Source organism: Janthinobacterium sp. HH102 (assembly GCF_001758625.2).
In the GTDB taxonomy this organism is placed as follows: domain Bacteria; phylum Pseudomonadota; class Gammaproteobacteria; order Burkholderiales; family Burkholderiaceae_D; genus Janthinobacterium.
Genome location: NZ_CP062064.1, coordinates 13,771 through 26,132 on the forward strand (window position 1 = coordinate 13,771; position 12,362 = coordinate 26,132).

At 60.5% G+C, this 12,362-nt stretch carries 13 protein-coding genes; 8 read left to right on the forward strand and 5 right to left on the reverse strand.

Annotation, left to right across the window (positions count from 1 at the left end; translation table 11 throughout):
* Window positions 1-71 precede the first annotated feature (71 nt).
* Together JAB4_RS29580 and JAB4_RS29585 are read right to left on the reverse strand one after the other, a co-directional pair.
* Window positions 72-3,101 (reverse strand): Tn3 family transposase, encoded by a 3,030-nt coding sequence (locus tag JAB4_RS29580; RefSeq protein ID WP_070221481.1) that lies wholly within the window; start codon window positions 3,099-3,101, stop codon window positions 72-74.
* On the reverse strand, window positions 3,098-3,691 hold the full coding sequence (locus JAB4_RS29585; RefSeq protein WP_070221480.1) for a recombinase family protein: 594 nt from the start codon (window positions 3,689-3,691) through the stop codon (window positions 3,098-3,100). Before JAB4_RS29585 ends, JAB4_RS29580 begins: the two co-directional genes overlap by 4 nt.
* Window positions 3,692-3,932: 241 nt before the next feature.
* Here JAB4_RS29585 and JAB4_RS29590 point away from each other — a divergent pair, with 241 nt between their 5' ends.
* From JAB4_RS29590 to JAB4_RS29625, 8 genes are all read left to right on the forward strand, one after another.
* Window positions 3,933-4,268 (forward strand): PepSY domain-containing protein, encoded by a 336-nt coding sequence (locus tag JAB4_RS29590; protein WP_005797945.1) that lies wholly within the window; start codon window positions 3,933-3,935, stop codon window positions 4,266-4,268.
* 56 nt (window positions 4,269-4,324) lie between these two features.
* Entirely contained in the window at window positions 4,325-4,921 is a 597-nt protein-coding gene (locus JAB4_RS29595; protein ID WP_040329257.1) for an undecaprenyl-diphosphatase, read from the forward strand.
* Between the two features lie 70 nt (window positions 4,922-4,991).
* Window positions 4,992-5,774 carry a membrane protein gene (locus JAB4_RS29600; RefSeq protein WP_005797951.1) on the forward strand — a complete coding sequence of 261 codons (783 nt, stop codon included), beginning with the start codon at window positions 4,992-4,994 and terminating at the stop codon, window positions 5,772-5,774.
* Window positions 5,775-5,803: 29 nt separating this feature from the next.
* Complete coding sequence (locus JAB4_RS29605) at window positions 5,804-6,253, forward strand: hypothetical protein (RefSeq protein ID WP_005797953.1); 450 nt, start codon at window positions 5,804-5,806, stop codon at window positions 6,251-6,253.
* Window positions 6,254-6,262: 9 nt separating this feature from the next.
* Window positions 6,263-7,021, forward strand: coding sequence for a membrane protein (locus tag JAB4_RS29610; RefSeq protein WP_005797954.1), 759 nt, complete (start codon window positions 6,263-6,265; stop codon window positions 7,019-7,021).
* A 22-nt stretch (window positions 7,022-7,043) separates the two neighbouring features.
* On the forward strand, window positions 7,044-7,709 hold the full coding sequence (locus tag JAB4_RS29615; protein WP_005797956.1) for a response regulator transcription factor: 666 nt from the start codon (window positions 7,044-7,046) through the stop codon (window positions 7,707-7,709).
* The gene (locus JAB4_RS29620) at window positions 7,685-9,037 is read left to right on the forward strand and encodes an ATP-binding protein (protein WP_062739164.1); all 1,353 of its coding nucleotides are present in this window, start codon (window positions 7,685-7,687) and stop codon (window positions 9,035-9,037) included. Before JAB4_RS29615 ends, JAB4_RS29620 begins: the two co-directional genes overlap by 25 nt.
* Window positions 9,038-9,065: 28 nt before the next feature.
* The gene (locus JAB4_RS29625; protein ID WP_005797960.1) at window positions 9,066-9,497 is read left to right on the forward strand and encodes an EamA family transporter; all 432 of its coding nucleotides are present in this window, start codon (window positions 9,066-9,068) and stop codon (window positions 9,495-9,497) included.
* A 66-nt stretch (window positions 9,498-9,563) separates the two neighbouring features.
* On the opposite strand, the gene JAB4_RS29630 is transcribed toward JAB4_RS29625, so the two are convergent.
* From JAB4_RS29630 to JAB4_RS29640, 3 genes are read right to left on the reverse strand one after another with little or no spacing between them, the layout of a single operon-like run.
* Window positions 9,564-10,178, reverse strand: coding sequence for a recombinase family protein (locus tag JAB4_RS29630; protein WP_062739166.1), 615 nt, complete (start codon window positions 10,176-10,178; stop codon window positions 9,564-9,566).
* Between the two features lie 60 nt (window positions 10,179-10,238).
* Window positions 10,239-11,456 carry a TniQ family protein gene (locus JAB4_RS29635; protein WP_070221479.1) on the reverse strand — a complete coding sequence of 406 codons (1,218 nt, stop codon included), beginning with the start codon at window positions 11,454-11,456 and terminating at the stop codon, window positions 10,239-10,241.
* Entirely contained in the window at window positions 11,453-12,361 is a 909-nt protein-coding gene (locus tag JAB4_RS29640; protein ID WP_009687862.1) for a TniB family NTP-binding protein, read from the reverse strand. Before JAB4_RS29640 ends, JAB4_RS29635 begins: the two co-directional genes overlap by 4 nt.
* Window position 12,362: the final 1 nt, after the last annotated feature.

Sequence of the window (12,362 nt, forward strand, 5' to 3'; positions counted from 1 at the left end):
TCCCTCTACATCGGCGTTGCATTAATAACCGCGCTGTAGGGGGTTGTAAGCCGGAACCGCCGAAATTTCCGTCACCCTAGCTCCAGCCCGTCCAAGAGTGCTGCCAGGTCGATTATCTTTCCGCCGTTCTGGAAGGTATAGTGGCCGTTGAGCAGGATATGCCGCCAGGCTGCCGGCGACAGCTGGGTAATCAGCTCAACGGCCTTGGCGTTGCCGCTCGCTTCGTACTTCGTCAGCAGGTGCGACAAGATTGCAGAGTTGTAGTAGATGATCGCGTTGGCGATCAGTCTGGCGCACTGGTTGCTAATCTCAATTTCGATGTCGGTGCGACCGGTCAATTCCTTCTTTCCACCGACCTGCGCGATGGTCGAACGTAACTGGTGGTAAGACTCGATGCGGTTCTGCGAGCGATGCACGTTTCGTTCCAATTGCGGATTGCGCAGATAACGCAGCGTGTAGATGCTGCGCACCAGCTTGTCGAACTCGAAGATCGCCCGCCGCGTCGGATTCGGCGCTGTGTACGTGCATAGCTTACGGATCAGCGTACCCTGGGTCATTTCCTTGAGGGCCAGCGTGGCGACGATCTGATCGATATTCGGCTTCTCTCTGACGATGAGCTGTCGGTCGATCTGGCCGACAGGACGAATCAGGCACTTCTCATACAGTGCCGGATCATCGGCGCAATACAATTCCTGGAGTTGGTCTTCGAGGTCGGTGAAACGCGGCTCGAAGCGCAATCCGAACCAGTGCAGGATAGCGAAGTTGGCCTTGTTGACGCTGTGCATGTCGCCGGTGATCGCGGTCGGCACGATATTCGACGTATTGCGATACCAGATGTCGAACACGTGGTGGCCTTCGTAGTCATGCGCACCGATCAGGTAGCCATTGAGCGGCACGTGGTTGCATAGCAGCGTGTAGGCGACTACGCCCTTGCCTCGCCCGAAGTATTTGCGCGAATGGCGTGCCTTCACGGTTGGCCGCTCGACGCCGAACTTCTGGCCATCGACGGCACCGTACAGCGTGCTCAGGTCGAACGAGTAGTAAGGAAAGATCGGCAGCGCGGCGATGACGTTGCTGATGCAGTCGTTGGCCGCGTTCAGCGACGCTTGCCGAAGGTACTGCTGGTAAGTTGACTCCAGCACATGGTAGGGAATGTCGCTGGTGCGCGCCATGACCTGGTTGCCGTGGTTCATCGCCTGCGCGATGATGACCGCCATCAGACTATCCGCGTCAGCCACCTTTTTCGCATAGCGTGGTTGCAACGGCGTCAGCGCCGACAGGAACTGGCACTGTCCGTTGACGAAACGGAACACATCGGCCACATCGCGGAACGGCAGTTGCTCGTAGAACGCTTGCTCGCGTGCTTTCTGGTTTTCGGCCTTGGGCCTGCGCCAGGTTAACGCCTGAGTATCCTTGTTGTATTCCATGTGCGTGAGCTTGCCCTGTTTCAGTTCACGATTGAACGCCAACCACTGCGCACGCAGCTCGGCAGTCAGGGCGTCGAGCTGCGCCTCAATCGGCTGGCGCAGGAACGGAATGTCCATTTCGACCAACATATCGACCTTTTCGTCCATCGAGACTAGCTCGTCGGAGAAATGGCGGTGTTGAAGGCTGTCATCGAGGTAGAGTTCGCCCGACTTGAAGCGCTTCCTGATTTGCCGGTAAAGCCAGAACTCGTAGCGGTCGGCATGCAGGCCCGTTGGCTTGCCATCGGTATCGAAGATTAACAGGTACGTACGCAACCGTTTTGGCAACGTGGTTGGCGGGCACTCTGCCAGCGGCCGTTGCGACAGACGTTGCTGCTTGGCGAACACGCTTCTGGCCCAGACAAGCGCCGCGAGCCACGGACTGTCCGGGTCGATGCCTGCGAAGTCGAGCGCGACATATAGAGGTCGTAGATGACGGCGGATGCGTTCGGCCAGGCTGTCCACCGCCTGCCAGTGCAGAGCCAACTTGCTCACCGGCTTCACACTCATGCGCTGACCGGTCATCTGGAGCGTGTCTTTCGGCATGATCTTGTAGGCGCGCTGGCGCACGTTGCCAAACGGCGTGGTATCAGCCACCGCGTCATCGACATAGAGCAGCAACAGACGGCCAACCTGCGGCGTATCCGGTTGACGGCGCACCTGTTCGGCGACAAACAGTTGCTGCGCTCCGGCGCTGCTCTCTTCCTCCAACTTCTTCATGTGGTAGGCCATCGCATCGACCAGGTTGTCGGAGAGTTGCCGGTAGCGCTGCCAGGCGTAGCACAACAGGTAGAGACGGGTCTGGTCCGCCTTGAGGCTGCGCAGGTCGTGAACGGTATAGAAGCTCGCCAGGCTCGCGTAGTAGAGCAGATTCTGTTGCGAGACACCCAGTTTGGGCAGCAGCGCCTTGGCAATCCGGTGCAGCGGCTCCAGCAAGGTGCGCTTCTCGCGCTCGCGGATCATCTGACGCCAGCCGAAGTCTTTGGCGTCCTGCTTGAGCGCCGCCAGCTGGGACAGGGTGTCATCACGCACCAGAAGCTGGGCCAGCGCGGCCCTGGCGGCATCGTCCAGCGCTTCCGCCAACAGGCAGCCAAGGCGCCGACGTTCAGCGGACAGTGTTTTGCTGATTAATTCTTGCAGCGTGGTGTAGCCTGGACGGATGATCTTGTGCTCGTTGAGCCAGACGATCAACTCGGCGATAACGAACCCCGGCGTCACATCGCGCCTTGCGGTTAACGTGGCCTGCTGTCCAAGTTGCGGCAGGAAGTCAGCAGTCCACAGCCGGTAGCCGCCCAACTCGGCGATCCGCTCGCGCTGGGCGTAGTGCTCATGCTTGGTAATCGGCTTGCGCTCGAACGACTCGCCGTGAAAATAGTGATTCAGTACGAAGGCGCCATCATCATCGACCTCGTTCCAGTCGAATCGGAAGAAGGACTGCTTGGCCTTGAAGTAGCCGATCTGCAAGATGCAATAGACCTGGGCGTGCAGGCTGGGCCGGCTACTGGCGAGCGCCAGTTCGGTTTCCGTCAGCGCCAGGAATTCCAACCGCTGTGCATCGTCGAAGTCTGGTAGGCCATACAGGGCTTCCTGCTCGGCATCCGACAGGACTGTCAAGCGCTCGCTCTTGGCTTTCATGGTGATGAAGCTCCACGCGTTTCCGTCCAGCCGATCCGGGCCAGGGTTTCGATCAAGGTAGTGCGCTTGACGCCGAAGTTGCGGCACACGGCGGCCTTCGACATCCCCCCGTTGAGTGCGGCAATGATGGCGTCTCGTTTTTCGCCAACGATGACTGCGGGTCGGCCGCCGATCCGGCCGCGCCTCTTGGCAGCGGCCAGCCCAGCAATGACCCGCTCCTGGATCAGGGCCCGTTCGTACTGCGCGAGCGCGCCGAACACATGGAACAGCAGCTCGCCCGATGCCGTAGTGGTATCCATACCTTCGGTCAGCGACCGGAAGGAGACATGTTTGTCCTTCAGCGTGTTCACGATGGCGAGCAGGTGCGACAGCGAGCGGCCGAGCCGATCCAGTTTCCAGACCACGAGCACATCGCCGGGCCGGACGAATTCGAGCGCTTGGGTCAAACCTGAACGATCGTCCTTGGCGCCGGAGGCGCGATCCTCATACAAGTGGCGCGCATCGACGCCGGCAACGAGCAGTGCGTCGCGCTGCAAATTTGTGTTCTGCCGGTCGGAGTCCGACGACACGCGCATGTAGCCAACCAGCATAAGCGGATAACCATTAAAATGATGTTTCCGTATAGTAGCCCATAGCGACAGGGTTTTCCGCATATTTTCGGTGCCAATGAGCGAATGTTTTGGTGTCATTTTCAGAAGACGACTGCACCAATTGTCAGGAGTCGATAACACTACATCGGCGAGAGCGAAAACTTCCCGGCTCAGTGCGAGCTAAGTCTGCCTGCGTACCTTCTCCACTGTGCAAATCCCTGCACTCTTCTGGAGAAGCATCATGTACCGCTATACCAAACTTTCCCTTCTGGCCGTCGCCATCGCTGCAACCGGCGCGGTCGCCTACGCCGCCAATGGCGGTATGGAAAACGACGCACTGGCAATCAGCAAGGCCAAGATTCCCCTCACACAGGCGGTCACCGTCGCCGAGCAGCACGCCAATGGCAAGGCGTCACGCGCCGAGTACGAGAACTCGAAGCAAGGCTGGGTCTACGACGTGGAAGTCGTCAGCGGGGCCAAGGTCTTCGATGTCCGGGTCGATGCCGACAAGGGCACGGTCATCTCGTCTGCCGAGGACAAGGCGGATCACGATGATGACCACGACAAGCGGGACTGACTCCCGACAGTATGGCCGGATCGTTTCCCTCGGAGGCGATCCGGCCCGGAGACCTCATGGAATCACTCAACCATACATTTTTTCTCTGGCTCAACGCACCGGAGCATCCCAGTGCTTTGGCTCTGACGTTGGCCACCTTCTTGGCCGAACAGCTCATCTGGGCGGTTCCACTCCTGATCGGCATCGGCTGGCTTCGCGGCGGCGAGCCTACCCGCAAGACGATGCTCGTTGCTAGCGCATCGGGATTGCTGGGCCTGCTCATCAACCAGATCATCGGCCTGGCTTGGTTGCATCCCCGACCTTTCATGATCGGCCTGGGTCACACCCTCATCCCTCATGTTGCCGATTCGTCTTTCCCAAGCGATCACCTGACGCTGTGGTGGGCGGTTGCCTTCAGCCTCGCGCTGCAACGAGGCCCACGAATTGCAGGCGTGACTTTGGCTTTGCTGGGCGTTCCCATTGCCTGGGCGCGCATCTACCTTGGAGTGCACTTCCCATTCGACATGCTCGGGGCCATCGCCGTTGCTGCAATCTGTGCCTGGCTGACGTTACGTGAAGCACACTGGTATCTATTGCCAAGTTATCAACTTGCCACCGGAATCCATCGGCGGCTTTTCAGCGGGTTGATCGCGCTTGGATGGGTGCGCGAGTGAGCCTATGGGCGGGCTAAGTCAGCATGTTCAAACTGCTGGCAAACCATTTCACCCCCGGCAGGAGAACACCATGAACAAATTGCCCACGAGCAGCACCACTGGCTGGCTCAATAAAGTCCCGGAAGTCGCGCTGTCGTTCTGGATCATCAAGATCATGTCCACCACGGTGGGCGAGACGGGAGCCGATTTCCTGGCGGTCAACGCAGGGTGGGGGCAAGGCGTGACTCGAACCGTCATGGCTGCCCTGTTGGCGGCCGCCTTGTTCATGCAGTTGCGCACCCGACGCTATACCCCTTGGATTTACTGGCTGACGGTGGTACTGGTCAGCGTGGTCGGCACCCAGATCACCGATCTGCTGACCGATGGCCTTGGCGTCAGCCTGTACATCAGCACCTCGGCGTTCGCCGTTGCGCTCGCCGCGATCTTCTTCGTCTGGTATCGGATCGAGCGCACCCTGTCCATTCACGACATTGTGACGCGCAGCCGGGAGCTGTTCTATTGGGCTGCCATCCTCTGCACGTTCGCGCTGGGCACGGCTGCTGGCGATTTGGCGACCGAGGCATTGGGCTTGGGCTTTACCTGGGGCGCGGTGGCGTTCGGTGTGCTGATTGGCATCACCTATACCGCCTGGCGCATGGGCGGCAACGCCGTTCTGACCTTCTGGATCGCCTACATATTGACCCGCCCCTTCGGGGCCGCACTCGGCGACTTGCTGACTCAGGCCAAGACCTATGGCGGCCTTGGCATGGGTGCCATGTGGACAAGCGCCTTGTTCCTCACGGTGATCGTCATGCTGGTGGCCGTCGCGCAGATCGGCATGAATGGACGCCGCTCGGCCCAGCTCGTCGAATAACCATCTTCGCTCTACACAAGGAGAAAAACATGCTCATAAAGCACTCAATCGCTCGCCCTGTTGCCGCCATTTCGGCCGCCGTGCTCGTGGTCCTCGCGGCTGGTTGTTCCAAATCTGCCGATCAGAACAACGCAAGCTCGGCATCAACTACACCGGCCCAGACTGTCTCGGCCTTGCAAGTCAAAACTGCATCCAAGCTGGGCGACCTGTCGGCCTTCCGCAGCATCGCCACCGATGTCGCCGCCATCGTTGACAAGGGCGATCTGCCTGCTGCCAAGTCACGCATCAAGGACTTGGAAGTCGCATGGGATTCGGCCGAAGCCGGACTCAAACCGCGCGCGGCAGATGACTGGCATCTGCTCGACAAGGCCATCGACAAGTCGCTTGCGACGCTTCGCGCAGACACGCCAAGCCAGGCTGACTGCAAGGCTGCGATGGATGCCCTGCTGAAAACCTTTAACACGCTCGAAGGAAAGTGAGCGCGCCCCATGAAAACATCCACTGAACACGCGCTGGCCAAGGTGCCCGAAGTCACGCTGGGCTTCTGGCTCATCAAGATTGCCGCCACGACGCTCGGTGAAACTGGCGGTGATGCGGTTTCGATGTCCATGAACCTGGGCTACCTGGTCGGTACAGCCATCTTCGCGGCGATCTTCCTGGCTGCCGTCGTCGCGCAGGTCAAGGCCAAAGGCTTCCATCCCTTCCTGTACTGGACAACCATCATCGCCACGACCACGGTCGGCACGACATTGGCCGATTTTGCGGATCGATCGCTGGGAATCGGGTACGCTGGAGGTTCGAGCTTGCTGCTGGCCTTGCTGCTCGGCTCGCTCTTCGTCTGGCATCGCACCCTCGGCTCCGTGTCGGTGAGCACGGTCAGCTCGCCCAAGGCAGAAGCCTTCTACTGGCTGACGATCATGTTCTCCCAAACGCTGGGCACCGCGTTAGGCGACTGGACAGCCGACACGGCGGGCTTGGGCTACACGGGTGCGGCCGTCGTGTTCGGCGGGCTGCTCGCGCTGGTCGTGGCAGCCTACTACTGGACGAGCGTGTCCCGCACGCTGCTGTTCTGGGCGGCGTTCATCCTGACTCGCCCGCTGGGTGCCGTGGTCGGGGATTTTCTGGACAAGCCACTGAGCGCGGGTGGTCTGGCGTTGAGCCGCTATTCGGCATCGGCCGCACTGTTGGCCTTCATGCTGACTGCGATCCTGCTGTTCAGGCAGAGAGCAGCCAGGACGGCACATTGAACAACGATTGAACGGAGGGGGAATGCGGGTATTGCTTGTCGAAGACGATCCCATGATCGGTGACGCGATCCAGGGCGCATTGAAGGATGCGTCCTACGCCGCCGACTGGGTGAAGGACGGGCAGACGGCGCTCACCACGCTGGGCTGCCAGCATTACGACCTGGTGCTACTCGACCTCGGTCTGCCCGGAAAGGATGGGCTGGAGGTGCTGGCCAGCATCCGAGCCAAGGACAACCCGGTTCCCCTGCTCATCATCACGGCTCGCGATGGTCTGGATGATCGCCTGCGCGGCCTGGATGGCGGGGCCGACGACTATGTGTCCAAGCCCTTTCAGATGGCGGAACTGCTGGCCCGGATGCGCGCCGTCCTGAGGCGCAAAGGTGGCACGGCAGCTCCCGTGCTCAGCAACGGCGTGGTGACGCTCGACCCGGCCACCAAAGAGGCTTGTGCCAATGATGGCCCCCAAGTGCAACTGTCCAACCGCGAGTTCTCGTTACTGCAAGCCTTGCTGGTTCGGCCTGGTGCCATCCTTTCGCGCAGCGAACTGGAGGATCGCATCTATGGCTGGGGGGAAGAAGTCGAAAGCAATGCCGTCGAATATCTGATCCACGCACTGCGGCGCAAGCTCGGTGGCGAGGTCATCAAGAACGTCAGGGGGGTCGGATGGATGGTCTCAAAAGGCGCTTGAACGAATCAGTTCAGCTCAAGCTGTCCTTCACCTTGTCGCTGGCCATCCTCGTGGTGGCCGTTGTGGCGGGCGTATTCTCGTTCCTGTCCGCCTTCGATGAAGCGCACGAACTACAGGACGATGTACTGCGCCAGGTGGCGCAGCTCATGGATCGCCAGCGCTTGTTGCCTGCCGTGCCAACCACCGATATCCGTCTCAAGGATGTCGATGAAGAGTCGCGCGTGATCGTCCAGCGCTTGGGTGAGGTCAGTCCCTCTACGGTAGGCGTGGATGCAGGAGGCGTGCTCCCGCTCCCGGCGACCTTGGCGGATGGATTGCACACGCTGGAAGTTGGTGGCGAGACGTTTCGCGTGCTGGTCAAGACCACGGCGAGCGGCGAACGCATTGCTGTGGCTCAGGAGTCCGGTTTCCGCAATGAAATTGCCCGCGACGGGGCACTGCGCACGGTGATGCCTTTCTTGATTCTCGTGCCGGTGCTGCTGTTGATCGTTGCTGACCTGGTGCGCAAGATGTTCCAGCCCATTGCGGCGCTGTCCAAGGAAATAGACCAGCGGGCAGAGCAGGAACTGCATCCCGTCGAAGACCGCCACCTTCCGGTCGAGGTACGTCCGTTTGCCGTGGCGATCAATCGCCTGCTCGCTCGTGTCAGCCAGTCGATGGAATCTCAGCGCCGCTTTGTGGCGGATGCCGCGCACGAGCTACGTTCGCCGCTGACAGCCATGTCGCTGCAAGCAGAACGGCTCGCGGAAGCGGAAATGTCCAGCGTGGCGCGCGAACGGCTGACGGTTTTGCGCCAAGGGATCGAGCGCGGCCGCAGCCTGCTCGATCAACTCTTGACCTTGGCCAAGGCACAGTCGGCCACCGACCTGCCGAAGTCGCCTGTATCTGTCCAGAGCATCTACCGCCGCGTGCTGGAAGACCTCATGCCGCTGGCCGAGGCCAAGCACATCGACATCGGTGTCGAAGGCGCGCTGGACGCCGAAGTGTGGGCAAGCGAGCTGGACATGATCGCTGTGGTCAAGAACCTAGTCGATAACGCCATCCGCTACACGCCAGAGGGAGGGCGTGTTGATCTTTCTGTGGGTGTTTCGGAAGGGAAGGTCGTACTACGTATTCAGGACAGTGGGCCTGGCATTCCGTTGGCTGAACGGGATCGAGTGTTTGATCCCTTCTACCGCACGCTGGGGAGCGAGCAGATCGGCTCGGGTCTGGGACTATCCATTGTCCAGACGATTGCCAATCGCATCGGTGCTGAAATCCGCCTCGACTTCTCAGATCAAGAGAAGCAAACTGGCTTAAATGTTGCCGTTATCGCTCCCATGCGGTAGCGGTTTGAGAAACGCGGAGGCAGGCTAAATGGTTAATTCGGCGGGGTGGTTTTATTGGGCTTTGCTGTCCGCTATCCTTGCGGCACTGACGGCTATTTTTGCCAAGGTTGGCATTCAGGGAGTTGATTCCGATCTGGCCACCTTGATCCGCACGGCCATCATCATCGTCGTCCTGTCGGCGTTTGTTGCCTACACGGGGAAATGGACCAACCCCTTGGAGTTATCACCCAAGACATGGCTTTTTCTCGGGCTGTCCGGCTTGGCGACAGGGGCATCGTGGGTCTGCTACTTCCGCGCACTCAAGATTGGCGATGCATCCAAGGTTGCGCCAGTGGATAAACTCAGTCTTGTCCTGGTGGCGGTATTTGCTTTCGCCTTTTTGGGCGAACGCCCGTCACTGAGGGAGTGGTCCGGCATTTCGATGGTCGCCGGAGGCGTTCTGTTATTGGCGTTCAAGTGATAACAGGTAGGACATACTGACTCAACCAGTCGTCACGATTCGTCTACAGTAACCGCTGTCCTGCCATCAAACTTGACTGAGCAGTTTCTCGCCATCAAGGCGCAACTCGCCCTTCGGCGAAATGTGCCGATACAAGGTCTGTCTTGTGATGCCCAGTTCCTGACATAGATCGCCGACCTTGGTTTCGGGCTGCCCCATAGCGGCCATCGCCAGCCGCAACTTGGCGGCAGTCATCTTGAAGGGCCGGCCGCCCTTCCTACCGCGCGCCCTCGCCGAAGCCAATCCTGCAATCGTGCGCTCGGTAATCAGTTCGCGCTCGAACTCGGCCAGCGCGGCGAAGATGCCGAAGACCAACTTGCCGGCGGCCGTCGTGGTGTCAATGGCTGCACCGTGCCCAGTCAACACTTTCAGACCGATGCCTCGCCCGGTCAGGTCATGCACGGTGTTGATGAGATGCCGCAGATCGCGCCCGAGCCGGTCAAGTTTCCACACCATCAACGTATCCCCCGGTCGTAGCGCCTTCAGGCAGCTCAACAGGCCGGGACGATCCTCGCGTTTGCCCGACGCTTGATCCTCGTAGAGATGGGCCGGATCGACGCCGGCAGCGATCAGTGCATCACGCTGCAAGTCGGTGGCCTGTGAGCCGTCTGCTTTCGATACCCGCATGTAGCCAATCAGCATCTTGCACCTGTCACATATACGTTCGATTATGTGACAGTGTGCACCGGAAAGTTCTGGTCGTCAAAATTTGTCACTTAACCCGTCATTCTGTCTAAGACATGCAAAGGGTCCATCAGCCTCGTAATGTGACAGAAATTCCGGGGGAATGCCTTCCTTTGCAAAGGTGGCGCGCAACTGTTCCAGGGAAGCGGGATCGCGCCGACCATAGGAAGCCAACGCGAACAGCGAGCGTGCCGTCTCGGGGTCGTGCCGGGCTTCAATGATCGCCTCACTGATAGCTTGGACCGCCCGTTGCCAGTGATTGACGGGTTCGGGCTTCGGCGGTTTCGCCGGCAGACCACTGGTGAACCCGGTTTGGGGCTCGGACCAGAACAGCTTTGCATGCTCGCCTGGCGGGCTGATATCCCTCACCTCGATCAAGCTGATTGCCGTTGCCGCCGCCTCCAGCATCTGCAACCGTATTGCCGGGTTCAGGGTTTCATACGGTCGCCACAGACTTTGCCCAGCACGCAGCGGATGCCCGCAGCCTTGCCAGACTTGGCGGAGATACCCCGCGTAGGTTCCGCACGCCGAAAGCGGGGTGTTCAGCTCATCGAGCAGCGTGCGTAGCAGTCGAAACCACAATCCAGCGTGGATGCGTCGGCACGGCAGTTCCACATGGCCGGTCGTCAGTGCCTGCCAGGTACGCCGGTCCATCACTGCAATCGCGTCGCTGGCGGTGCGCGACGCAGTGTCGGCGTTCTCCCAGCCGAGAAACCGCCCAGGCACGCCCCAATAGGATTCCAGCCAGCAGCCATGCAGCGGGCAGCTCAGCATCAGGGGCAGCTTCCATGCAAGCAGTACGGCTTGGTTTGCCGGGTCGTTCAGACAGAGAGGACAGGCGCGATGTATCGGCTGGCTGGGCAGCCAGGCACGCCAGCTCGTGATGGATCGCGTCCTACGGCGGAGTTTCGGCAGCAGCACCGAGAGCTGGAACGCATAGGTTTCCAATGCGTCTGGAATCTGATCATCAAGGCTGTCCAGTAGCCAAGGCACCCAGCCGGCGAAACTCATGCAACGCAGCCGGTCCGGCTCGATGCCGCTCCGCTGGGAGAGCATCGCCAACAGCGCCAGTGGTGGCGCGGTATCCAGGTCTTCAACCTGAGCGTGACCAAGATCGTGCTCCAGCAGCTCGGACACCTCCATGTGATAGCAAAGGGCCACGCGGTTGAGCCACGAAGACAAGGCTTCGCCTTCTCTGGGGGCCGGATGCAGTGGCCAGCGTGGCGCTGGCTTCACATCAGTTCCCGCTCGAATTGCCGCCGCCGCTCGCTGGGACCGGTGTAATCGGCCATGCTCAGCGTGCGATGGTTGATCGCTTCCTCGCCGCTCTCCACGGCGACGATGGCCGCCGCCATCAGCAAGTGCGCCAGTTCGCCGATGGTGCCCTCGCTGCGTGTGAGCAGGTAGCGGGCCATGTCCAGCGTGGCAATCGACGAGGGGCGCCGCAGTGGAAGCGAAGCGGCGAAACTGGCCAGCAGTGAGCAGCAATCGTGATTGGCCTCCCATACCGGCAGCATCATCGGCTCGAAGCGATTTTCCAACTGGTCATCGGAGCGGATGGCCAGGTAGGCGTCGCGCGTGCCGACCCCGACCAGTGGGATGCGCAGTTCATTGCCGAGGAAGCGCAGGAGATTGAGGAATTCCCGGCGATTGACGCTGTTACCGGCCAGGACGTTGTGCAACTCGTCGATCACCAGCATGCGCACGCCGACCTTGCGCAGCAGTGCCAGCGCCAGTTGTTCCATTTCTGGCAGCCGTGGGCGCGGTCGCAATGGCGCACCCATCGCCGCGAGCAGCGCGACGTAGAAGCGGATTACCGACGGTTCGGATGGCATCTGCACGACCAGTACCGGAATGTGCTCCTGGTCGGCGTCGGCTCTGGCCGGATGCGTGCGCCGGAACTTCTCGACGATCATCGACTTGCCGTTGTTGGTCGGGCCGACCAGCAGCAGGTTGGGCATGCGTTGCTTGTTTGGCCACGTATACAGGATTTCCAGCCGGTTCAGCGCCTCGACTGCTCGCGGATAGCCGATCCAGCGGTCGGCGCGAAGGCGATGGATGCGTTCGTCCGCCGGGAGACGGGCCAAGCCCTGGGCCGCCGGCAGCAGGTGGGACAAGTCGATGATGGGATATTCTTCCACG

Excerpts from the sequence above, each read along its gene's own strand:
- JAB4_RS29605 (WP_005797953.1), top strand. The coding sequence starts at position 5,804 with ATGCTCATAAAGCACTCAATCGCTCGCCCTGTTGCCGCCATTTCGGCC.
- JAB4_RS29580 (WP_070221481.1), bottom strand. The coding sequence starts at position 3,101 with ATGAAAGCCAAGAGCGAGCGCTTGACAGTCCTGTCGGATGCCGAGCAG.
- JAB4_RS29600 (WP_005797951.1), top strand. The coding sequence starts at position 4,992 with ATGAACAAATTGCCCACGAGCAGCACCACTGGCTGGCTCAATAAAGTC.
- JAB4_RS29590 (WP_005797945.1), top strand. The coding sequence starts at position 3,933 with ATGTACCGCTATACCAAACTTTCCCTTCTGGCCGTCGCCATCGCTGCA.
- JAB4_RS29630 (WP_062739166.1), bottom strand. The coding sequence starts at position 10,178 with ATGCTGATTGGCTACATGCGGGTATCGAAAGCAGACGGCTCACAGGCC.
- JAB4_RS29585 (WP_070221480.1), bottom strand. The coding sequence starts at position 3,691 with ATGCTGGTTGGCTACATGCGCGTGTCGTCGGACTCCGACCGGCAGAAC.
- JAB4_RS29625 (WP_005797960.1), top strand. The coding sequence starts at position 9,066 with ATGGTTAATTCGGCGGGGTGGTTTTATTGGGCTTTGCTGTCCGCTATC.
- JAB4_RS29610 (WP_005797954.1), top strand. The coding sequence starts at position 6,263 with ATGAAAACATCCACTGAACACGCGCTGGCCAAGGTGCCCGAAGTCACG.
- JAB4_RS29615 (WP_005797956.1), top strand. The coding sequence starts at position 7,044 with ATGCGGGTATTGCTTGTCGAAGACGATCCCATGATCGGTGACGCGATC.
- JAB4_RS29595 (WP_040329257.1), top strand. The coding sequence starts at position 4,325 with ATGGAATCACTCAACCATACATTTTTTCTCTGGCTCAACGCACCGGAG.
- JAB4_RS29620 (WP_062739164.1), top strand. The coding sequence starts at position 7,685 with ATGGATGGTCTCAAAAGGCGCTTGAACGAATCAGTTCAGCTCAAGCTG.